Origin of the sequence: Sphingopyxis macrogoltabida (genome assembly GCF_001307295.1) — a bacterium.
Taxonomy (GTDB): domain Bacteria; phylum Pseudomonadota; class Alphaproteobacteria; order Sphingomonadales; family Sphingomonadaceae; genus Sphingopyxis; species Sphingopyxis macrogoltabida_B.
The window spans coordinates 4,614,547-4,636,792 of the sequence record NZ_CP012700.1 but is presented as its reverse complement, the minus strand read 5'-3'; the positions used below and the strand labels follow the sequence as shown (position 1 = coordinate 4,636,792).

Genomic DNA, 22,246 nt, shown 5'->3' with positions numbered 1-22,246 from the left:
CGGGATGGCGATCGATACCACTGACAGCTTCAGCGGCCCGTTTCTGACCAACGGTGCCACGACAGTTTTTCCCTTTACCTTTACCGCACCGAGCTCGGCGGAAGTCGCGGTCGTCCTCGATGATGTCGAAGTTTCCGGCGGATTTATCGTCGCCGTGGCGCCGGGCGGCGGCGGCTCGGTCACCTTTGCCGAACCCCCAGCGACGGGGAAAACGCTGTTCGTTCTTCTGGAACCCGATTTCACACAGCCAATCCAGTTTGAAAATGGATCCCCTTGGCTGGCCGAACCGGTCAATGAGACGGCTGACAGGGCGGCGCTGCGGGACATCTGGTTGAAGGGAAGGGCTGATCGAGCCCTGTTGGTCCCATTCGGCGAAACCGGCCTCGATCTTCCCGATCTGGCCAGCCGTAAAGGCAAGCTGCTCGGCTTTGACGCCGCGACCGGCGCCCCAAGCCTGACCGTTGTTGCAGATACAATTGCTGCCGCCGTCGGTGCTGTTCAAGCTGAACTCGATGACGAGCTTGCGCAGAGCGAACAGAACAAGGAACTGAGTCAAGCCGCCGCCGCGGCGAGCGCGCTGTCCGCGGCGGCCGCCGAAGCGGCAGCCGGTCCCAGTTATCCCAACCCTGCAGCGGGTCTCGACAAGACATCGGACGGCGAGGCGTTCGCGGTCGATAACGGCGACGGAACAGTCACGGTCTACCTGAACAACGGAGGCGTTGCCGTGGCGCAGCGCACGCTTGCGACGACGGCGGCGCTGGCCTCAGCTGCAGGCGCTGACAAAGTAGGTATGCAGCAGGAAGGCAGCGGGGCCGTTCTTCGCACCGTCCGCGAGGAGTTGCGCGGCCTGTCCATAAGTCCCAAACAATTCGGCGCGCTTGCAACAGTTATCGCCAACGATCGCTTGCCGATTCAGCGCGCGGCAAATTTTGCAACGCTTACCGGGCGCCGGCTCGACCTTCAGGGTCTAACCTACCTGTGCTCCGATGCGCCGTTAGCGATCAGTTGTGATGTCGAAGGTGGCGGCGGTAAAATCATCGGCCAGTTCGACATTACTGGAAGCAATGTCGTCGTAAGAAATTTTACGGTCGAGTCGACGCAAGCCGTCTACGGGCTGTTCGTCCACGGTATGTCGAGCGGTTTCCTCTCAGACATAGTGATTGACGATGTCATCGTCGAGATGGGTAGCGGAACGACCGAAGCGTTCCGGCTGGGGTTGATCGCCACATATGTTGATCGGCTTACCATCAGGGGCGGGCTTATCCGCTACGGCGCCCAAATAACCGCCTGCGCAGACTATCAAATGGTTGGCGTTCGGTTGGACGGCGAGTGGAAAAATATGAACGAGCTGCTGCACGCCAGCGTCAAGAGCTGGGGCGTAGTGACCGGATGCACGTTCACGCGATCGAAAGATAATTTCGTCGACCTCTACTCCTCCGGTGCCAAGACCGTCATCACAGGCAACCGCTTTATTGGATGTCGCTGTGTTTTTGGCACAGCCTTCGAAATCAAGATCAGCTTCTCTGATAATCCTGACAATACGTCGGGAGACGCAAATGGTTACGCGGAACAAATAATCTTCGCTGACAACTATGTCGGCGGGGTCGAGTTCAGCAGTTCGGTTACGACATCCATTATCGCAATTTATCATAACGAGAGCCGGGCATCCCCACCGGCATTCACATGGGCGGATGCACCACGAAACATCAAGATTTCGAATAACATCTTCGATGGATTTGACGGCACCAACCAAGGCGCCGCCTTGATGCTCGGAATATATTGCTACCGGGTGACTGCGCTGGACATCCACGGCAACACCTTCCGAAACATGAGCAAAGGGGCGACTGGCGACGACTTTTCATCGTGCGTCTGGGTGCAGGATTGCAAGGATGTGACGCTGATCGGCAACCGGGGCGCGATGAAAGACGGATGCGGCGTGTCCTTCCATGGCGCCTGTGAGGACATTTCTTCGCATGCCAACCATTGGCTGACCGACCAGAGAACCGGATATTCCAACAAGTACGGCATCGTGCTCCAGAAATACGGATCGATCGCGGACCCGACCCTGACACGCGCTTCGTTTATCGGTGACAAAGTCTTCGGCACGGTCATGGCGTTCCGGCAAACTTATCATGCCGCATCGATGCTGACGGGAGTCACCTTTGCGAACTGTGATTTCCAAGAGGAAAGCCTGTTCTCGCGCTTTACGCGGTGCAAATGGTTCGGCAACGATTTTCGCGCCAGCGCCGGAAAGTCCGCTGCGGCCACCGTCGGATCGCTCAATGCGATCTCAAGCTTCGTCACCTTTTTGGGCAACACGACGCATAGCACTACCAATATCGGTGTAATATTCTACAGAACTCGGATCGGAAATATCAAGGACGGGCAGGCTTTCGGCGCATCGGCCGGTATATATCTGTTTGGGTCTGGGGTCGCCGGAGAGCTGGACTACCTGAATATCAGAGACAACTTCAGCTTTGCTCAGAGCCATGCCGATTTTCCGCGGCTGTCGAGTGTCCACGCGACCGACAGCGGCACCCATCAGTCTTCGAACAATCAAAAGGTTGCCGCGTGATGGCCCATCTTCCGTCGCGTCAGCAGTCTGACTCGTTCGCCACGGGTCACGCGCAAAATGTTCGCCGGGTTTTCGATCAGGTACCACGACAGCGCGCCCGCGATGCAGGCGGCGGGAACAGCAAGTTCCGGTCTCATATGGCCGTGCTCGATGAATGCATTGAACACCGGCATATGCCAAATATATATCCCGTAACTAAAATCCGCTTCGAGCGGGATCCTCGGCAGATCAAAGGCTACCCAAAGAATAAGGGCAGCGTAGCAGAGGAAGTAAGCCAGGCCGAGACTATTGCCCCGCGAACCGACAAACGGATCTGCGACGTTATCGATCATGGCCAGTGCAATCAGAGGGACGAGGGCCCAAGGCGCATAACGCAGCCACGGGCGCACATTGTCGAAATATTTATACGCCAGAATTCCGGCGCCGAACATCCATCCCCAAATGATTGGGGTGAGCGCCATTGCGCCATACAAGGAGCGAGTGCCCCCCAAGCTGACCCCTTCAAGCACTGGCCGAAAGGCGTAAAGAGCAAAGGAAACGGCGGTGAAAATGATCACGGCGTGGGGCAACCGTCGCTCGATGCGTGCCAGGATTGGCACGCATGCATAGAAGATAATCTCGACCGTAATAGTCCACAGCGCGCCGTTCATTTCGCCGATGCCAACGTCAGAGAAGATCGCGGGGTTGTAGGGTTGGGCTATGGTAACCTGGCTTACCAACCACGTCAGGTAGATAGAGGGGTTGAGCGCGAGATCGTCTACTCCTCTAACGCTCAGGACGAAAGCAAGCGTACCGATCGTCACTGCGGCAAGGCCCGGGAACAGGCGGAGGAAGCGGTTACGCGCATATGTCGCGGGCGACGAGCGGAGGTAGGCTGCGTAAATGAGGAAGCCGCTGACGAAGAAAAAGGCGGGGACTCCGGGGAAATTCCCGACGACGTGCGGCAGTGTCTTCCCGAAGTGGCCGAACGCGTGCGTGACCAGCACCTGCAGAGCGAAGCCGAGGCGCAGCCACTGAATATTGTTCGTGGGCAGTCGCTGGTCGCGGGGATGCATGGAAAACTTTCGTCAGCTAGGAAACGGGGCGATTGCATCAGCATAGCGACCGATCACAACGACAGCCAGTCAGTTCGCTTGCCCACCTTCAGAATCGCGATGGCGCTGCTGTGATGACCGAGCCCGTCACCTTCCTCGGCGTCGGCCTTGGCGCGATCGGCACCGGTGCCCTGACATGGCTCTGGCGCTTCTACATCCATCGCGACGCCCGCCGCGAGCGTGATGAGACGAAGGCCATCGAGGTCGAAAAGCACCGCGACGACCTGACTTTGCAGCTTCTGCGCGCGGCGAAGGATGAGGTCGCCGAAGCACGGCAGGAAGCGAAGGTCGCGCGCGAGGAGAACAACGCCCTCCGCGCGATCGAAGAGCATTTCTATCACTTCGACCAGGCGCTGAACCATCTGGAAGCCGTGCTGACGGCGACGGACGCCGACACGCGCGCAGTTGCCGAGAAGAACGCCAAGGCCTTCCTCGCCCGGATGCGCCGCCTTCAGAGGGCCAAGGGCAATATCCAGCAGGAAGTGCAGATCATCGAAAGCGCCAACCGATTGGAGGGTAAGGAATGAACCTGCGAGACCTTCAGCTATGGCTCAACGCCCACGGCGCCAGCCTCGTCGTCGACGGCCTTCCTGGTCCGGCAACGCGCTCGGCTATTCTCAACCTTTTTATCAATCGCAGCGCGCCGGCGGTCACGTCGCAAGATATTGCGCAGATTGCCGCACGCCTTGGCGGAACGCCCCGCCAGGTCGCAGCGGTCGCCAAGGTCGAAAGCGCTGGTGGTGGCTGGGACGATGCCGGGCGGTTGAAATGCCTCTACGAGCGCCACTATTTCTGGAAGCGACTGCGCATCCTGATTCCGGTCCTGTCGAACCCGACCCCGGGCGGCTATACGATCGACGCGGATCGCGACGGCATCAAAGATAGTTGGGAGAAAGTCGCGGACGCGGCTATGCGCTCGCCCATTGCCGCGTTTGAAAGCGCGAGTTGGGGCAAGTTCCAGATCATGGGCGCCCACGCCAGCGCCGATCCGAAGCGCCGCGATCAGGTCGTCTATCAGGGAAATGCGGTTGAGTTCGTCTGGTGGCTCACCCGCTCAGAGCGCAACCATTATGAGGCGCTGGCACGCTTCATCGAAGTGAACGGTCTGCGAGGGGCTTTTCAGCGCCTGTCGACGAACCCTGACGACTGCCGGGCCTTTGCGCGCGGTTACAATGGCGGGGGCTATGAGAAGGGCTATCACCGGAAACTGGCGGAGGCGATGGCATGACCAACAAGTTCGACAAGCTTCTGGAGTTCGTCGTTCTCGGCGGCTTCCTCGGCCTCTGCTTCGCGCTCATCCATTGGGTCGTTCCCGAGAAGAATGCCCAGCATTTCGGGCAGGCGCTAGGCGCCTTCACGGTTATCGCAACGCTGGTGGCTAAATCCCTATGGGAGCGCGGCTCGGCCACAGCGATCATCGACGAAAAGAAGACCGACAACACCGGCAAGGCTTTCGAGGCAATTGCGGCAGCCGCCGCTTCAACGCCTGCCGATCCGGCGCCAGCCGCCGCCGACGCCGCCGATCAGGTCGCGGATGCTGCTGCGGCCGAGGCGGACAAGATCAAGGGCAACGATTGAAGACCGGTCCGCGCGGCTCAGCGGAAAGCAGTACGAAAGGTGTAACTATGACTATCTCCATCAAGATCAGCGTGAACGGGAACTACAAGTGCCCGGTCAGTTTCAAGCAGGGCGAGCGCGAAGAATCGTTCGTCATGTCCGGGCGCGGCAAGGACGGCCCCGACGAGCGCCATATCGGCTTCTATCATGGCCCTGACGCCATGACCCTCAGCGTCGGCCCGGAAGTGCCGGACATCGGCGAGGAAGCCTGACCATGGGGGCCGAGCAGTTCGCCTATTGGCTGCAGGGCTTCGCTGAACTGAACGCGGAACCGCCGACGCCTGAGCAATGGCAGTCGATCCGCGAGCATTTAGCGGCGGTCTTCACGAAGGTGACGCCGGACGTCGGCGCTCGGCCCCTCATCCAAACCGGGCGGATCATCCGTGACCCGGCGTCCACGACACTCTGCTGACAGGAGGTCTCTGTGATCACCCTCATCGCATGGCTGAAAGCCAACAAGCTCATCGGCGTGCTGATCGTTGGCATCGCCGCCTTCGTCCTGATCGGCACGATATTTCATCTGATCGACGCGGCAACCGATGAAGCCCGCGACGCCGGTGCTGTCACCGAGCGCGCCGCAACCCAAGGAAAGGTGATCGAGAATGTCGCAAAGGCAAAAACTGCTGCTGAAACTGTGCGCCGCGATGGCGTTCCTCCTGCCGACTGCCTGCGCGACAGTCGCGTCCCCACCAATTGCTGACAGTTCCTGTCTGTCGTTCTCACCCCTAACCTATGCCAACGCCAAGTCGGGTCAGGAGATGGCAGATGACCCGGGAAACAAACTTGACACGGCAGAGACCGTGCTTGCGATAGCGGCGTTTAATCGGTCGTGGCGGGCGATTTGCGAAGTCGCTCGATAGCCGCCAGACTGATCACGCATCGGGTTTGCTCCATACCAGCCGCAGGTCGGCCGGCGGGCGGGGCGTCGTCTTCGGCTTTGCCGCCTTGCGCCTGGCGTAAGCTTCCGCAAGTCGCTGCGCCGCGCGTTCGGCTGTTGAGTCCGCCTTGCGCGCCTTCGCCGCCTCGCGAGAGCCAAAATAGATCGCTGCCACGAAATCGGTTGCCGTCATCGGGGGATAATAGGGCCGCGTCGCAGGGTAGAGGGCAACATGCGCGCTTGATCCGCATTCTCTACATCGGAATTGACGCGCCGCGGCATCCAGCCCCATCGGCCAATGCCTCTCGACGAAATGCCGCCAGACATTGCTATCGACCCGCTCTCCCCGCGCGCAGGCAAAGCACCATGCGCGCACGTCCTTGCCAGCATCGTCGAGGTCCTGAAGGGTCATGCCCTATGATGGACATGTTCTCATTCTGTTCGCAATGATTCGATCATGCCCAGCCTGTCCACGAAGTTCCCCCACCCTCTGGTAAGCGGCGGAAACCTGTGACCCTAAAACCGTGCCCTGTGGGGGAACAGTCATTGAAATCATTCATTATTGTGCTTTCACGGCGAAAACACGGGTTCGAGTCCCGTAGGGGTCACCACGGCAAACCGGCGCGCTTCGTCGCGCCGCCACGCCGAAAAACGGGTTTCGATCCATATCTGCAAATGACGCCGGTGGGACGTCGCGTCGCCCGCACATCGTCCGGCATACGGTCAGCTTTCGGGCTGGCCCACCGGGATGCTGAGCGCGCTGGGACGCGTCGAATCGTGGAACAGCCGCACCGTCACCGTCCGCGCATCGGCCATCGTCTCGTCGGCCACCGGCTTGCCGCTGTTGTAGTTCCTTTGCCAGGCGACGCTCTGGTTCGCGCGGATGACCAGCCGCAGCCGGTTACCCGCCTTGATCAGGCGCGAGACAAAGGTGAAACGGTCGAAATCATAGCGCAGCGGCGCCTTGGTATCGATCAGCTTCTCGGTCCGCAGCCCTTCGCGATAGCGCGCGCATCCTTGTGTGGGTCAGGAATATGCTGGTGCCGTCGGGCGCGATGTCGTGGATCGAAACGAGGAAGTCGGTGTCGGGCTGGTCGATCGCGATCCACGCCGCGAATTTGAACACGCCGCTGACCTCGGTGTCCTTCTCGAACGGCGCGCTCTGGTACACCAGCTTGTTCGCCGTGTCGGTGAGCAGCGCGGTCTGGTCGACGAGGTGCGACTGGGTCTGCGACAGCTCGAGCAACAGCGCACCCAGATCGCGCGCATCATGGACATAATGATCGGGTTCGTCCTTGCCCGCCGGCTTCGGCCCGAGTGTTCCGGCGCGATAGGCCCTCACCGGATTTTCGCCGGAGCCGGGATACAACACATCGTGGCGCGCGGTGACGGCGCCCAGCGTATCGGCATAGCGCCACTTGTCGGCGCCCATGACATAATAGGCGACCTTCTTCTGCAGGAATGCGGGCCGCGGGCCGTCCTCCATCGTGAAGGCGAACCACTCGGCGTGCAGCCCGAGCGCGTCGATGACGCTGCTCTCGCCGACCTTGATCCCGAAGAACTCGGTCTCGGGCTTGCGCACCTGATCGTGCCCCACGGGCCGAGCATCAGATAATGGTCAGCCTTGCCGCCAGAGAGCCGCTGATGCCGCCGATAGAATTCGAGCGCGCCGGGCTGATCGCCGTCGAAATGGCCGCACATCGTCAGCACCGGCATCGTCAGGCCGGCAAGCTGTTCGTCGGTCGGATTGCGGCGATCCCAATATTCGTCCTGCGACGGATGGCTGACCCATTCGCGGAACTGGTGCGATTCGATGCCGTAAAATTCATCCATTTTCCGGAACGGCAGGCGCGATTCGATGAAACGGAGCTGCTCGGCGACCTGAAAGGCGCCGTCCTTCATCATCGTGTTGCGCTGGGTATGCCCGTCGACATGGGTCAGCCAGGGCACGGCGAAAGCATAGAAGATGTTGTTGTCGATCGGGAAATCGAGCCCGACCCATGCCAACGACAGCGGCACGATGGTGGGGAGCTTTGCGCCGCTGTGCACCGCCGCCCATTGCGTATAGCCGACCCAGCCATGCCCATTCCCAGCGACCTTGCTGTTGCAGAAGGGCTGCTTCGCGATCCAGTCGACGATATCGTGCCCGTCGTTCACCTCGCTGCCGAATGGCGCGAACTCGCCCTCCGAATCGCCACGGCCGCGCATGTCGACCGCAAGATGGGGATAGCCCGGGTCGAGAAATAGGCGCCTTCTGGGTGATAGAGGTCGGCCGTATAGGGCATGTGCGAGAAGATCGTCGAGCGCGGCGTGTCGAGCCCGCGCGGCAAATATAGCGTCGCGCCCAGATGCACCCCGTCGCGCATCGGGATGCGGATGCGATAAATGATCTGCGGGCTGTAGACGGCCTTCCCCTCGCCCGTTACGGCGCGCGCGCCGGAGGCCGCTGCCAGCACGAGCGCCGATGCCGCGGACAGAAGATATTCACGCCGGTTCACTCTGGCTTCCCCCCAATTCCTCATTCAAGCCCGAATGCGAAATCGATCCCGCGCGCGAGCGCGGCCCAAGTCGCCAGCCGGTGGCCGACCTTGTCGAAGCGCGCATATTCGACCTTATATCCCGGCCGCCCGGGCAGTGCGCGCAGCCGCTCGGCGAGTTCGTGCGCGTTGCGGACCATGCCGACGCTGTCCCACGCCGCCTGCGCCTCGGGCGACCATTGCGGCGAAGACGGGTCCGGACCGGCTTCCTTGCTGCCGACGGTGATCAGGATGCGCGGCGCCGTCTTGCCCGCGCGCACCGCGGCGGCAAAGGCTGCCTCGTCCCGCAGCACCTGCGGTTGTTTCACCAGATCGACGGGTTCGACGCGATAAACACGTCATAGGCATCGGGATTGACGAACGCGGCATGGACAACCGCCATGCCGCCAAGCGAGTGCCCGAACAGCACTTCCTTGTCCGCATCGACCGGCACGATATCGCGCACCAGCGGCTTCACCTCCCGTTCGATGATCTGCAGCAGGTCATCGAGCCCGCCGGTATCGCCATCGCCCAGCGCCGGCAGCCCCATCGCATTCAGCGCATCGAGATCGGGCCCGGCCGCGGACCGGCAGCGAAAGGTCGTGGAGGCGCCGGTAACTTGGCGCGACGCGCCAGTCGGGGACGCCGTCATAAGTCGACGGCAGCGGACGCTTGGTCTTGAGGACGCTGTCGGTCCAGCTCTCGTCCTGCGGATAGCCGATGCCGACGACGACCACAGGCGTCGCCTCGGCGGCGGCGCGCACCGCCTCGGCGACGCTCGCGAACGAAATATGCCGTCGAAGGCATAAACCACCGCATAGCCCTTCGCGGGCCGGTCTGCGAAGGGCAGCGCAATGTCGATCGTATAGCGCCCACCGTTGATCTTCGATTTGAGCTCGATCTGACGGCTGTTGGGAACCGACACCTCTTCCGGAGGCCGATCGGAATCGCCCGGCCGGTCCTGCGCCGCGGCTACACTTGCCGGGAGTGCAGCGAGCAGGAGGGCGTGCGGGGCGGCCGCCCGAAGCAACGGCCGCCCCGCTCGCTCCAACCCGTCCGCCGCAAGCCGGACGGACGGGTGGTCGGCATCATCTCAGCTACCGGTCGCCACCGCGACGACATTGTCGTTCACGTTGCGATCGATGTAGGTCAGGTAGGAATCGACCCCGGCAAAAGCTGGCTTCTGCTTGGTGACGAACCGGACCTTCTGCTCGCCCGAACGGATCGGCACGCGCTTCATCGACAGAACATTCTCGCTTCCGAAGGCAAGGTCGGCCGGGTTCGCGCTGAACACCCCGATATCGAGCGGTTCGGCGAACGGCGCCGCCTTCTCGTTGCCCTTGCCGTCGGCATAGACTTTTCCGCCATAGACGGTGATTGTCGTTTCATACTGGCCGTTCGGCAATTTGCGAACGGTCGCGCTCTTGGCCCGGAGGTCATAGAGGGTGATGCGATAGAACAAATCCTTGACCAGTTCGCGCTCGGCCGGCGTGCGGGTGATGGCCATGATCGCATTCACATAATCGACCGACCTGGCAAACGGCGCAGGCTTGAAGCGATAGCGATCAATAACCGATCGCAGCGCAGCGTTGACGCGATCCTCGCCCAAACGATCCTGAAGCAAATACATCACCAGCGAACCCTTGTAATAGTGGATGTAATTTTGCTTCTTCACCAAGGCAAGCGGCCGCTCCTCGGCCGTTTCGCGGCGGCGACCCTGCAGATAATCGCTTTGCTCATACTGCAAGAAACGCCGCATCCCGTCTTGCCCATAGCGCTTTTTCATCACCATGATGCCGCCATATTGCGACGGTGTCTCGGTCAGCACCTCGGCGCCCTCGACATCCCCCGGCATCACTTGGTGGAACCAATACTGATGGCCGAATTCATGCGCGGTGACAAAGGCAAGATAATCGACATCCTTCGGATTGCGGAAGTCACCGGTAAAACCGAAGCGCTCCGAATAGCCGACTGTACCCGGCGCCGAGTTGGCAGTGCCTTGATAGTCAGGACGCTCGATGACCCGGAAATATTTATACTGATAAGGGCCCCAATTCTTCTGATAATATCGCAGCGTGTCTTTGGTAACGCTCAGCATGCGATCGACGTTCATCGGATGCTCGGGGTGGTAATAGACACTGAGCTTCACTCCATCGACGTCGATCGACTTGACCGCATAGCGGCCCGACTGGATCGTGATGAAGTTGAGCGTCGGGATCGGCGAGACGAAGCGCGCGATGCGGCGGTTCCCTACCACCTTGTTCGACACTTCCTCACCCGTCACGATCAGCGTCTGGTCGGCGTCGGTCGCGACCGTGACGTCGGTATTAACCCGGTCGACCCCGGCATAGCTGCGCATAACCGCGCGCTTGTCGTCGAGCGACGGCGTCGGCGTTTCGGGCGGCAGACCGTATTTCTTGCGCAGGTTGCTGCCCTGCAGGAAATTGCCGCGGCTCATCCCCAGCGCCGGCGCGAAGCCGAGGTTGGTGAGATAGGCACCGTTCTTCGCTGGCTGGACGTCGATTTCCCAATATTGCTTATTGCTCGGCAATGATTTCAGCCCGCGCTGCGCCATTACCGTACGGAAGGTCAGCGTGCCGCTCGCGCCCGGCTGCAACGGCCGGTCGAAACGGTAGATCTTGTGGAGATTGTTCACATCTTCCTTGATCAGCTTCGCACCCGGGACGTTCATCGTCTCGACGTGCGCCATCGAATCCGGCACGCCCATGCGGACATGAAGCAATTCGATCGGCTTGTCGGTTTCGTTGGCAAAGCGATACTCGCCGTCGAACTGCACCCAGCGCTTCGTCGGCCGGAGGTCGACGTTGAGCTTGACGTCCTTCAGCACAGGCTCGGGCTGGTCGAGATATTTGGCGTAATCCTTCTCATATTGCGCCGTATGCGCTTCCATCTCGTCCTCGTCGAACCGCGTGTTGACGATGTTCATGTTGTAGAAGAGCAACGCGCCGATGCCGACGGTGACGGCAAGCGCCACCGACAGATAGGCGAGCGGGGCGCCGCGCAGGCGCAGCGGCAACGTGCGCCACTGACCGCCGAGCGTCACCGCGGTGCCGCGGCGCCACATCAGATGGCCGATCACGACGAGGACCGCCGCAAACGCCGTCCAGTAGGCGCTCAGCCACCAGGCAGTCGCGCCCATATAGTCGTTGCCGTTCATTTCCGACAACGGCATCGGCGCCTCGGCATAGTTGATCAGCGGATGATCGAGTCCCAGCCCCGCGAAAACTACGGTCGAGATAAGGTAGAGGAGCATGATGCCCCAGCCGACGAACTTGTTCGGGCTGACCGCCTGCGCCACGATAGCCAGCACCGACAGGTGGACGACATAGAGCGCGCTCGGAATGACGAACCACATCAGCCATTGGCCGAGTTCAATATCGGTAACGCCGCGTACGAACTGATATGCGACCGCCTGCAACAGCACCGCCAGCACGCTGAGCGCGACCAGCACGCCGACCACGCCGGCAAGCTTGGAAACCAGGAAGACCCAGTTGGGCAGCGGCGTCGCATCGACGATCTCGCTGATCCGGCGTTCGCGTTCGCGCCACACCACTTCGCCCGAGAAATAGATCGCCATGAGGAGCGTGATCAGCGTCGAGCCGCCGCGCACCGTGTCGATGATCGCATAGGTCCGCGGCCAGATCGGCACGTCGTACATGCGGCCGGCGAGCATCAGCGTCAGCATCAGGTTGATCGACCCGACAAGCGCGAGCACCCAGAAGGCGGGGCTCTTGAACACCAGCTTCATCTCGAACCGCGTGCGCGTGACGAGCTGATGCCACGCCCCGCGCTCCGGGATATTGGCGGGCAGTCGGTCGACCAGCGCCGGCTTGACCGCGGACAGCTTCTGCTGATGCGCCGCATCGCGCTTGGCGCTGCGCTTGGAGGCGCCGCGCGCCGCGAAGCTGAAGCGCCAGACGACAAAGGCGACGATCGCGATCGAAATCGCGATCCACAGCAGCCGATGGCTGGCCAGCATGCCGGTCAGTTCAAGCGCCTGCGTATTCTGCTGGATCGGCGTCAGGTACCGCACGCCGAGACCATAAGCGACCGAACCGAACGGCTCGAAATAGGCCGCGAGCGACACGTCGGGCATTTTGCGCATCATCGCGGTGAGCGCAAAATAGGCGAACATCGAGACGATGACCGCGAGATAGCTGTAGGTCACCGACCGGGTCCAGCTCGCCACCGCGAAGAAGATCGCCGAGGTGATGAGGATGTTGGGCAGCGCGATGACGAAATAGGCGAACGCATAATCCTGAAGGCGGTTCGGCCCGATCAGTTCGGGATTGACCCACGGCATATAGGTGCCGAGCCACAGCGCCAGCGGCACCGCGAGGAAAGCGACCGCGGCGCCAAGGAAGGCGCCGGTGAAGCGGCCGAACAAATAGGGCAGCTTGCCGACCTTGGTCGACCGGATGATACTGCCGAAACCCGTCTCGTCGTCGCGCACGACGACATTGCCGACGAACGCAGTCGTCACGAACATGAAGAACATCGACATGGTCAGCATCACCTGCGCGATGCCGGTTGCTGCGTTCGTGTGGATGTTGCCGCCGACAGGACGAATCGACTCGACCGAGGTCCAACCGAGCGTCAGCAGGAAGAACATGATGGTCGCGACCCAGAAGACCGGGTTGCGAAACTGGTAGCGCAGTTCGAAGCGCGCGATCGTGGCAAACATCGGATTGGCCCCTTAAGCGGCTTGGGCGGCGGCGCGGCGCGAACGGTTGAGCGTCGAGAGATAGACATCCTCGAGCGCGCCCTCGACCGGCACGAAGCCATTGCCCGGGTCCTTGTCCGACAGGACATGGACGATGGTGCTGCCAGACAGCAGGCGCGTCGAGATAACCTCATACGCTGCCTGCACCTCGGCCAACCGGTCGCGTTCGATCGTCTTGGCCCAGATCGTGCCGCGGCTGCGTTCGATCAGGTCGAGCGGCGCACCCTCGACCTGGATGCGGCCGCCGGCGAGCACCGCCATGCGCGGGCAGAGGTCGGCGACGTCCTCGACGATATGCGTCGACAGGATGACAACGACATTCTCGCCGATCTCGACGAGCAGGTTATAGAAGCGGTTGCGCTCCTCGGGATCGAGGCCCGCGGTCGGTTCGTCGACGATGATCAGCTCGGGATTGCCGATCAGCGCCTGCGCGATGCCGAAGCGCTGGCGCATACCGCCCGAAAAGCCCGCGACCGCCTTGGTCCGGACATTCCACAAATTGGTCTGGTTGAGCAGGGTTTCGACGGTCGCCTTGCGGTCGGCGCTGTTCACCACGCCCTTCAGCGATGCCATGTGATCGAGCAGGTCATAGGCGGAGACGCGCGGGTAGACGCCGAAATCCTGCGGCAGATAACCGAGCGTCGCGCGTAGCCGGCTGGGCTCGGCGAGCACGTCGATGTCGCCGAAGCGGATCGCCCCGGCGGTCGGCGTCTGCAAGGTCGCGATCGTCCGCATCAGCGACGATTTGCCCGCACCATTGGGGCCGAGCAGTCCGAACATGCCCTTGCCGATCGACATCGTCACGCCGTCGAGCGCGCGCGTGCCATTGGGATATACATGCTCAACACCCTGTAGATTCAGCAAGGTCTGTCTCCTGAAATACGTTCAAAGACGGGTTGACGCCGCCATGGCGCCGGGCCTATCCATTATCCGACCAATATGGTCGGTTACCAACCAACTTGGACTGTTACAAGTTTTTTGTGAAACGGGACCGGGTCGGACGGCGATCGAAGATTGACCGGTGCGAACGCGGCCATGCTAGGAAGCGACCATGCGAAGACCGACCCGCGCCGAAATCGACGCCGAAATCCTGGATTGCGCCGCGGGCGTGTTCGGCCGCCACGGCTTCGCCCGCGCGTCGATCCAGCAGATTGCCGACGCGCTGAAATATTCCAAAGCCGGGCTGCTCCACCATTACCCTAGCAAGAAGGCGCTGTTCGACGCGGTCGTCGACCGCTACGAAAAGATGACGCGCGAGCGGATCGCCAAACTCGGCGATTTCGCGCCCGGCATCGACCGCGACCGCGCCCTCGTCGAGAATGTCGTCGACAGCACCTTCGAATTTCCCGGCATGTCGACCTTCGCCCAGCAACTGGCGCGCGAAGGCGAGCTGCTGGAAAGCGAAGGGGGGGAGCGCGATCCCCGCTTTACCGAGCTGGGCCTCGAAGTCGTGGCATCGCTGGGCGTCGATCTGGCCGATCCCGATCTCGATCGGCTGGCGCGCGCCTTCACCGCCTTGGCGGGTGCCAATTTCTCGGCGCGGCTTGCGGTGACGATGGGGCTGCAACGCGAATGGCGCGCGCCGATCATCGCCGCCGCCATGGCCGCGCTGGGCCACGGCAGCCACGACGCCGCGCCCTGATCGCGGCCCGGCCGGATCTGCGCGCCCCGCAGTCATTTCATTTCCGCTCCGGCATCGGCACTTCTTCGTGCGCGGGCTTGTAGATGCGGCCGTCCTGCAGCATCAGGCGGCCGTTGACGAAGGCGGTCTTGACCTTGCGCAGCGCCGCGAAATCCTCGTCGGGATTGCCGTCGACGACGATGATGTCGGCCAGCTTGCCGGGCTCGATCGTCCCCAGCCGGTCGCCCATGTGCATGATCTCGGCGCCCGTCTTGGTCGCCGCGACCAGCGCTTCGCTCTTGGTGAAACCGATACGCGTGAAGCTTTCGAGTTCGTCGATATAGGAACCGGGTAGGAAGTCCGTCCCGGCGAGGGCCACCACATCGAGGCCGATGCCCATCTTCACCCCGGCGCGGCGCATCTTGGCGACCATATTCTCGTTGACCTGCTCGTTAAGTTCGAAGCGGCGCGAGGTCGAACCGAAATAGCCGCCGCTGCCGCGCATGATGACGCGATAGGCAACCAGCGTCGGCACCGAAGCGATGCCGCGCTTCGCCATCAGCGCGACCGCCGCGTCGCTGCGCGGCAGCGGATGTTCGATCGAATCGACGCCAGCCTTGATCGCCATGTCGATGTACTGTGTTTCGCTGTCGACGGTCACCGGCAGGCCGAGCGAGTGCGCCTCGTCGACCGCAGCGGTGATTTCTTCCTGCGAATATTCGCTGGCCAGCTTGATCAGGTCGGCGCCCTTGGCGAACTGGATGCGCACCGCCTCGCGCCACTGGTCGGGACCCGACGCGACACGCACCATCGAATTGGGATTCTGGTCGTGGATTTCGGGATAGCCCGGCTGGAATGTGTGCAGCGCGCCATGACCGCCGGTCTGGGTGATGAGCTGCCCCGCCGCCATGATCCGCGGCCCGGGAAGCTCGCCGGTCGCCTGCAACCGCTTGAGCACGAATGGTGCGTCACCGTGCGACGCGACGTCGCGGACGCTGGTTACCCCCGCCTGCAGATAGACGCCCATGCGCTTGACGCCGCGCATCACCGATTCGGCGCCGCTCATGTTCGCCGACGAATAAACGCTCGCCGCGTCGGCGCCTTCCATGAAGGTCAAATGACTGTGCAGGTCGATGAGGCCAGGCATCACCGTCTTGCCGGTGACGTCGTAAACGACGGCATCGGCGGGCCAATTCTTGTCGTCGGGGCCGAGCACCGCGGTGATCGCCTTGCCCTGCACGACGATCGTCGCCGGGCGCGCCGCCTTGCCGGTGCCGTCGAACAGCCGGCCGCCGACCAGCACGAACGAACCCTTCGGCGCATTATAGTCGGCGGGGACCGGAATGCGCAGCACATCGTCCGACGTCGGCACCGATTTCGGCAGCCACTGGTCGCGGTTATAGATCGGCCGCGCTTCCGGACCATTGTCCTGCGCGATTGCGGACGGCGCGATCATGGCCGCACCCAGCAGCAACCCCGAAAGCAATGCAGCGATCTTCATCCTGGCCCCCTCTTTTCGTTCGCGTGACACCTCGCAACGCCGGCTGGCGCTTTGCGTCGATTTCAATTTGTCATCCCGGCTCTGCATGGATGTCCGCCTTTCTAAAATGAGTGACCGATGAAGCCCCAAGCAACGCAATAATGCTGGTCCAGAGGGCTAGGAAAACTAAGTGATACGCCTTGAAGAGGCGCCGCAGAGAACGCCGGGAATCGCTGTAATTAGAGGATATCCGCCAGATTTTGCAGCCTGCCCGGTCAATCGCCGACATAGACGGTCTTCATCTGCGTATAGAAGTCCACCGCCGCGAAACCCTGTTCGCGCGGGCCGTAACTCGACCCGCGCGTGCCGCCGAACGGCACATGATAATCGACCCCGGCGGTCGGCAGGTTGACCATCACCATGCCCGCCCGGACGTTGCGGCGGAAATGCCGCGCCCGCGCCAGGCTGGTGGTGACGATCCCCGCCGACAGCCCGAAGTCGCCCTGATTGGCGACCGCGAGGGCCTCGTCATAATCCTTAACCCGAACCGTCGAGACGAGCGGCCCGAATACCTCTTCGCGGTTGATCCGCATGTCGGGCGCGGTGTCGGCGATCAGCGCCGGACGCATATAATAGCCGGGGGTATCGAGGCGCAGCGCGTCGCCACCGGTGACCAGCCGGCCGCCGTCGGCCGTGGCGATGTCGACATAGCGCAGATTCTGTTCATACTGGCTCTCGTTCGATGCCGGCCCGACCTCGGTCGCCGGATCGAGCGCGGCACCGACGCGGAGCGCCGAGGCCCGTTCGGCGAGCGCCGCGACGAAGCGGTCGTGGATCGCATCCTCGACGATCACCCGGCTCGACGCAGTACAGCGCTGGCCAGTCTGGAAGAAGCCGCCGTCGAGCGCGATGGCGACGGCGCGGTCGAGATTGGCGTCGGCCAGCACGACCAACGGGTTTTTGCCGCCCATTTCGAGCTGGACGCGTGCGCCTCGGGCGACCGCCGCTTGCGCGACCTTGCCACCGACAGCCTGCGACCCGGTGAAGGATATCGCGTCGATATCGCCATGCGCTGCGATCGCCGCGCCGACTTGGCCCTGACCCAAGACGAGGTTGAAGACGCCCGCCGGGGCGCCGCACTCGGCGATGATCGCGGCGAGCGCATGTGCGACCGCCGGCGTGTGCTGCGCCGGTTTCAGGACCACCGTATTGCCGAAGGCGAGCGCCGGCGCCGCCTTCCATGCCGGGATCGCGATCGGGAAATTCCACGGCGTGATCAGCCCGACGACGCCGACCGCCTCGCGCCACACTTCGACGTCGAGCCCCGGCCGGGTCGATTCGAGCGTGCGGCCGTGGCGGCGCAGCGCCTCGCCGGCGAAATATTTGAAGATGCGCGCGGCGCGCATCACTTCGCCGGTCGCCTCGGCGCGCGTCTTGCCTTCCTCGCGCGCGAGCAGTTCGCCAAGCTCGGCGGCGCGCGCCATCACCGCCGACCCGACCCGGTCGAGCAGGTCGGAGCGCGCTTCGGGGGACGCAGCCGCCCAGCCGCCAAAGGCGCGCCGCGCCGCCGCGACCGCCGCATCGACCTCCGCAGCGCCCCCCAATGGATAATGCGCCACGACCTCTTCGGTATTCGACGGGTTGATGCTGGGCGCCGACGCATCGCCGGCTACCCATTCTCCGTCGATCAGATGCGATAGCTTCATGAAGTCTGCCCTTTCCCGATGGAAAAATTTCGTTCGCCGAGCCGCAGAAACCGGATTGGCAAGGTGTAGATTATATCGTATACGATCTTCATATGACAGGAGGTCCAGTGACAAATCAAGACAATTTGTGGCGCGGCGTTTACCCGGCCGCGACGACGCAATTTTCCGCCGACGGTTCGATCGATATCGACGCGACGCAGCGCGTGCTGACCGCGCTGGTCGACGACGGCGTCAACGGCCTCATCCTGCTCGGCACGTGCGGCGAGAATAATTCGCTCGACCCCGACGAGAAGCTTGCGGTGCTGCGCGCCGGCGTCGAGGCGGTCGGCGGACGCGTCCCGCTGGTCACCGGCGTTTCGGAATTCACGACGCACCGCGCAGTCGCCTATGCGAAAGAAGCCGAGAAGATCGGCCTCGACGCGCTGATGCTGCTTCCCGCGATGGTCTATGTCCCGACGAGCGACGAACTCGCGACCCATTTTCGCACCGTGGCCGGGGCGACCGGGCTGCCGATCATGCTCTACAACAACCCGCCCGCGTACCGGGTCAGCGTCGATTTCGCGACGCTCGACGGTCTTCGCGACGTCGAAACGATCGTCGCGATCAAGGAAAGCGCGCCCGATCCGCGCCGCTTTACCGACGTGATCAATCGCTATGGCGACCGCTACACGGTGATGGCCGGCCTCGACGATATCGCACTCGAAGGGCTGATGCTCGGCGCTTCGGGCTGGGTGTCGGGGCTGACCAGCGCCTTCCCGCAGGAATCGGTCGCGCTGATCGCTGCCGTCGACCGCGGCGACTGGGAAGAAGCGCGCCGCATCTACCGCTGGTTCATGCCGCTGCTCCACCTCGATGCCGATCACGACCTCGTCCAGTCGATCAAGCTCGCCGAAGAGATCATGGGGCGCGGTTCCGAACGCGTGCGCCTGCCGCGCCTGCCGCTGGCCGGCCAACGCCGCGCCGACGTGATCGCGATGGTCGAGGAAGCGGCCCGCACGCGTCCTGTCGCCAAGTCGTCCGTCGCGGCCTAAGCTGACGCCGATGCGGCACAGCTTCTTCTGTATCGACGGGCATACGGCCGGCAACCCGGTCCGGCTGGTCGCCGGCGGCGCGCCGCTGCTGCGCGGCGCGTCGATGGCGGAACGCCGGCTCGATTTCCTCGCCCGGTTCGACTGGATCCGGACCGGGCTGTGTTTCGAGCCGCGCGGGCACGACATGATGTCGGGCGGCTTCCTGTATCCGCCGTGCGGCGACGCCGACGCCGCAATCCTGTTCATCGAGACGAGCGGCTGCTTGCCGATGTGCGGACACGGCACCATTGGCATGATCACCTTCGGGCTCGAGCATGGGCTGATCACCCCGCGCGAACCCGGACGGCTGGTCGTCGAGGTTCCCGCGGGGACGATCGAGATCACCTACGAAGCCGAAGGCGATCGCGTCCGGTCGGTCCGCATCCGCAACGTCCCCGCCTATGTCGCGGCGCGCGGGATCGAGATCGACGTCCCGGATTTCGAGCCGCTGACCATCGATGTCGCCTATGGCGGCAACTATTATGCGATCGTCGAACCGCAGGGGGCCTATACCGGCCTCGACGACCTCGGCGCCGCACGCATCGTCGAACTCAGCCGCACGATCCGCGCGATGATCCGCGACATCTACGAACCCGTTCATCCGCTCGAGCCGAGCATCCGCGGCGTCACCCACCTGCTGTGGGCCGACCGGCCGAAAGGCGAGGGCGCCGACGGGCGCAATGCGGTCTTCTATGGCGAGCGGGCGATCGATCGCAGCCCGTGCGGCACCGGCACCTCGGCGCGGCTCGCGCATCTCGTCGCGACCGGACGGCTGAACGTCGGCGACCGCTTCGTCCACGAAAGCTATATCGGCAGCCGCTTCATCGGCCGCGTCGAGGCGGCGGCGAAGATCGGCGACATCGACGGCATCGTCCCCTCGATCGAGGGATCGGCGATCGCGACCGGCCTCAACACGATCTGGATCGACCGCGAGGACCCGTTCTGGGCCGGCTTCACCGTCGTGTGACACAGCGACCTGCCACCGCCATCGTTATCGGCAACGGCGTCGTCGGGCTCGCCAGCGCGATCGCGCTGCAGCGGCGCGGCGTCGCGACGACGCTCGTTGCGCCCAGCGGCCCCTGGCGCGGCGCGTCGTGGGGCAACGCCGGCCATATCGCGGTCGAACAGGTCGAACCGCTCGCCTCGCCCGCGACGCTGCGCAGCTTCCCGCGCCGGCTCTTTCTCAGCGGCGGTCCGGTCGGCCTGCCGCCACGCGCGATGGCAACATGGCTGCCGTTCGCGCACCGGCTCGCCCGCGCGAGCACGCCGGCCCGCTTTGCCCATGGCAAGGCGGCGCTTTCCGCCATCCTCGCCGACGCCTTGCCGGCGTGGCGGCGCTTGCTCGCCGATGCCGGGGCGCCCGCCCTGCTGCGCGAGGACGGGCATGTCGTGGTGTGGGAAAGCGCCGCGAGCGCCGCCGCCGGGCTCGCCCACTGGCAAGCGGCCGATACCGGCACCGCGCGGTTCGATAGCGTCCCGCCGCACGAGCTGGCCGAACTGCAACGGCTGACGCGTGCCCCGCTCGCCGGCGCGATCCGGTTCGCGGGCAGCGGACAGATCGCCGATCCGGCGGCGCTCGGCGAGACGCTTCATGCCCGCTTTCGCGCGCTCGGCGGACGCGAACGCCGCGCCCGCGCGGTCGGCGTTGCCGGCACTGCGGGTGCCAAAGTGACGCTCGACGACGGCACAACGCTGACCGCCAGCCTCGCGCTCGTCGCCGCCGGCGCCGCGTCCGCGCCGCTGCTCAAACCGCTCGGGTATAAGGTGCCGCTGATCGCCGAGCGCGGCTATCATATCGAAAGCGCCGCGACCGGCTGGCCGGTCGACATGCCGCCAATGGTGTTCGAGGACCGCTCGATGATCGTCACCCGCTTTGCGCACGGCCTCCGTGCCGCGAGCTTCGTCGAATTCGCACGCGAGGGCGATCCGCCCGACCCGCGCAAATGGGCACGGCTGCGCGCGCATGTCACGGCGCTCGGCCTCGATTTCGGCGAGCCCGCGAGCGAATGGATCGGCGCGCGCCCGACGCTGCCCGATTATCTTCCGGCGATCGGCCGTCTCGCCGAACAGCCTGCCGTCGCTTATGCCTTCGGTCATCAGCATCTGGGGCTGACGCTCGCGGCGGTGACCGGCGAAGCGGTTGCCGCGCTCGTCGATGGCGAACCTGCCCCTATCGATCTCGCGCCCTTCGACCTCGGACGCTTCACATGAGTTGCGCTCGCGCCCGCTGTAAGGCAGAGACTGAGGCCGTCTCATGCTGCGGGCAAGCGAAACTAAATCGATGACCAATCTTATCGTCCGCAACCTCGCCGACCAGCTCGTCGACCTCGTTCGCGACCGGATTCTCAACGGTACGATTCCGGCCGATCAGGCGATCCGGCAGGATACGCTCGCCGCCGAACTGGGGATCAGCAAGATCCCGCTGCGCGAGGCGCTGACCCGGCTCGAACAGGAAGGGCTGGTGCGCAGCCAGGCCAACCGCGGCTATTTCGTCCGCGCGCTCAGCGCTGCCGAGGCCGAGGAGGTCTATGCGCTTCGCCTCAAGCTCGAGCCCGAGCTGGTCGCACTGGCCGCGGCGCGCGCCAGCGATGCCGAACGGCAGCATGCGATCGCGGTCCACGACGAACTCGACAAGGTGACGGACGCGCATGGCGACGGCGTCGGGCGGTTCAATCGCGCCTTCCACCTCGCATTGATCCAGCCGGCGAACCAGCCGATCACCACCCACATGCTCGAACGGCTGCACGTGCTCGGCGAGCGTTATGTCCGCAAGCACCTCGAACCGCTCGGGCGCGACCAGCGGGCCAATGAGGAACATCAGGACATCCTCCGGCACTGGCTGGACCGCGACGGCGCAGCGGTCGCCAAGGCCATCGATGCCCATATCCGGGCGACGATCGACGACCTGCGGCGGCAGTTTTCCACCGACCGGATCGATTGACCGCG

At 63.5% G+C, this 22,246-nt stretch carries 21 protein-coding genes and 1 pseudogene; 12 read left to right on the top strand and 10 right to left on the bottom strand.

The features are described 5' to 3' along the window. Positions 1–4: 4 nt before the first annotated feature. On the top strand, positions 5–2,575 hold the full coding sequence (locus tag AN936_RS21605; protein WP_054589878.1) for a hypothetical protein: 2,571 nt from the start codon (positions 5–7) through the stop codon (positions 2,573–2,575). Here AN936_RS21605 and AN936_RS21600 read toward each other — a convergent pair. Further along, on the bottom strand, positions 2,557–3,630 hold the full coding sequence (locus AN936_RS21600; RefSeq protein WP_054589877.1) for an acyltransferase family protein: 1,074 nt from the start codon (positions 3,628–3,630) through the stop codon (positions 2,557–2,559). The two genes, AN936_RS21605 and AN936_RS21600, sit on opposite strands and share 19 nt — an antisense overlap. Before the next feature lie 113 nt (positions 3,631–3,743). Here AN936_RS21600 and AN936_RS21595 point away from each other — a divergent pair, with 113 nt between their 5' ends. Genes AN936_RS21595 through AN936_RS21570 form a run of 6 tightly spaced genes read left to right on the top strand, consistent with a single transcriptional unit; the run spans position 3,744 to position 5,986 of the window. Further along, complete coding sequence (locus AN936_RS21595; protein WP_054589876.1) at positions 3,744–4,196, top strand: hypothetical protein; 453 nt, start codon at positions 3,744–3,746, stop codon at positions 4,194–4,196. After that, the gene (locus AN936_RS21590) at positions 4,193–4,897 is read left to right on the top strand and encodes an N-acetylmuramidase domain-containing protein (RefSeq protein ID WP_054589875.1); all 705 of its coding nucleotides are present in this window, start codon (positions 4,193–4,195) and stop codon (positions 4,895–4,897) included. The genes AN936_RS21595 and AN936_RS21590 overlap by 4 nt, the downstream gene beginning before the upstream one ends. Then, positions 4,894–5,247, top strand: a complete 354-nt coding sequence (locus AN936_RS21585; RefSeq protein WP_054589874.1) for a hypothetical protein — start codon at positions 4,894–4,896, stop codon at positions 5,245–5,247. Before AN936_RS21590 ends, AN936_RS21585 begins: the two co-directional genes overlap by 4 nt. Positions 5,248–5,294: 47 nt before the next feature. Continuing rightward, positions 5,295–5,498 carry a hypothetical protein gene (locus tag AN936_RS21580; RefSeq protein WP_054589873.1) on the top strand — a complete coding sequence of 68 codons (204 nt, stop codon included), beginning with the start codon at positions 5,295–5,297 and terminating at the stop codon, positions 5,496–5,498. Between the two features lie 2 nt (positions 5,499–5,500). Then, positions 5,501–5,698 (top strand): hypothetical protein, encoded by a 198-nt coding sequence (locus AN936_RS21575; RefSeq protein WP_054589872.1) that lies wholly within the window; start codon positions 5,501–5,503, stop codon positions 5,696–5,698. Between the two features lie 12 nt (positions 5,699–5,710). Then, entirely contained in the window at positions 5,711–5,986 is a 276-nt protein-coding gene (locus AN936_RS21570) for a hypothetical protein (protein ID WP_054589871.1), read from the top strand. 172 nt (positions 5,987–6,158) lie between these two features. Here AN936_RS21570 and AN936_RS21565 read toward each other — a convergent pair whose 3' ends face one another. From AN936_RS21565 to AN936_RS21535, 7 genes and pseudogenes are all read right to left on the bottom strand, one after another. Next, positions 6,159–6,575, bottom strand: coding sequence for a hypothetical protein (locus AN936_RS21565; protein WP_054589870.1), 417 nt, complete (start codon positions 6,573–6,575; stop codon positions 6,159–6,161). 534 nt (positions 6,576–7,109) lie between these two features. Then, complete coding sequence (locus AN936_RS21560; protein ID WP_054589869.1) at positions 7,110–7,760, bottom strand: CocE/NonD family hydrolase; 651 nt, start codon at positions 7,758–7,760, stop codon at positions 7,110–7,112. Between the two features lie 53 nt (positions 7,761–7,813). Then, positions 7,814–8,497: pseudogene (locus tag AN936_RS25940) on the bottom strand (CocE/NonD family hydrolase); the annotation flags it as partial. 184 nt (positions 8,498–8,681) lie between these two features. Next, positions 8,682–9,008, bottom strand: coding sequence for a hypothetical protein (locus AN936_RS21550; RefSeq protein ID WP_054589867.1), 327 nt, complete (start codon positions 9,006–9,008; stop codon positions 8,682–8,684). Further along, positions 9,005–9,331, bottom strand: coding sequence for an alpha/beta hydrolase-fold protein (locus AN936_RS21545; protein WP_054589866.1), 327 nt, complete (start codon positions 9,329–9,331; stop codon positions 9,005–9,007). The genes AN936_RS21550 and AN936_RS21545 overlap by 4 nt, the downstream gene beginning before the upstream one ends. A gap of 441 nt (positions 9,332–9,772) precedes the next feature. Then, positions 9,773–13,384 carry an ABC transporter permease/M1 family aminopeptidase gene (locus tag AN936_RS21540; RefSeq protein ID WP_054589865.1) on the bottom strand — a complete coding sequence of 1,204 codons (3,612 nt, stop codon included), beginning with the start codon at positions 13,382–13,384 and terminating at the stop codon, positions 9,773–9,775. Positions 13,385–13,396: 12 nt separating this feature from the next. Next, entirely contained in the window at positions 13,397–14,287 is an 891-nt protein-coding gene (locus tag AN936_RS21535; protein ID WP_054589864.1) for an ABC transporter ATP-binding protein, read from the bottom strand. 187 nt (positions 14,288–14,474) lie between these two features. On the opposite strand from AN936_RS21535, the gene AN936_RS21530 reads away from it, so the two are divergent. After that, complete coding sequence (locus AN936_RS21530) at positions 14,475–15,065, top strand: TetR/AcrR family transcriptional regulator (RefSeq protein ID WP_054589863.1); 591 nt, start codon at positions 14,475–14,477, stop codon at positions 15,063–15,065. A gap of 37 nt (positions 15,066–15,102) precedes the next feature. Here the strand turns inward: AN936_RS21530 and AN936_RS21525 are convergent, their stop codons facing one another. Continuing rightward, positions 15,103–16,545, bottom strand: a complete 1,443-nt coding sequence (locus tag AN936_RS21525; RefSeq protein WP_054589862.1) for an amidohydrolase family protein — start codon at positions 16,543–16,545, stop codon at positions 15,103–15,105. 254 nt (positions 16,546–16,799) lie between these two features. Then, positions 16,800–18,230, bottom strand: coding sequence for an aldehyde dehydrogenase family protein (locus AN936_RS21520; RefSeq protein ID WP_054589861.1), 1,431 nt, complete (start codon positions 18,228–18,230; stop codon positions 16,800–16,802). 107 nt (positions 18,231–18,337) lie between these two features. On the opposite strand from AN936_RS21520, the gene AN936_RS21515 reads away from it, so the two are divergent. The 4 genes from AN936_RS21515 to AN936_RS21500 all read left to right on the top strand — a co-directional run bounded on the left by AN936_RS21515 (position 18,338) and on the right by AN936_RS21500 (position 22,241). Then, a complete protein-coding gene (locus tag AN936_RS21515; protein ID WP_234715676.1) occupies positions 18,338–19,261 on the top strand; it encodes a dihydrodipicolinate synthase family protein in 924 nt (307 codons plus the stop codon). A 10-nt stretch (positions 19,262–19,271) separates the two neighbouring features. Next, entirely contained in the window at positions 19,272–20,267 is a 996-nt protein-coding gene (locus tag AN936_RS21510; RefSeq protein WP_054589859.1) for a 4-hydroxyproline epimerase, read from the top strand. Further along, positions 20,264–21,511 (top strand): NAD(P)/FAD-dependent oxidoreductase, encoded by a 1,248-nt coding sequence (locus AN936_RS21505; RefSeq protein WP_054589858.1) that lies wholly within the window; start codon positions 20,264–20,266, stop codon positions 21,509–21,511. Before AN936_RS21510 ends, AN936_RS21505 begins: the two co-directional genes overlap by 4 nt. 70 nt (positions 21,512–21,581) lie before the next feature. Then, on the top strand, positions 21,582–22,241 hold the full coding sequence (locus AN936_RS21500) for a GntR family transcriptional regulator (RefSeq protein ID WP_054589857.1): 660 nt from the start codon (positions 21,582–21,584) through the stop codon (positions 22,239–22,241). Positions 22,242–22,246 lie beyond the last annotated feature (5 nt).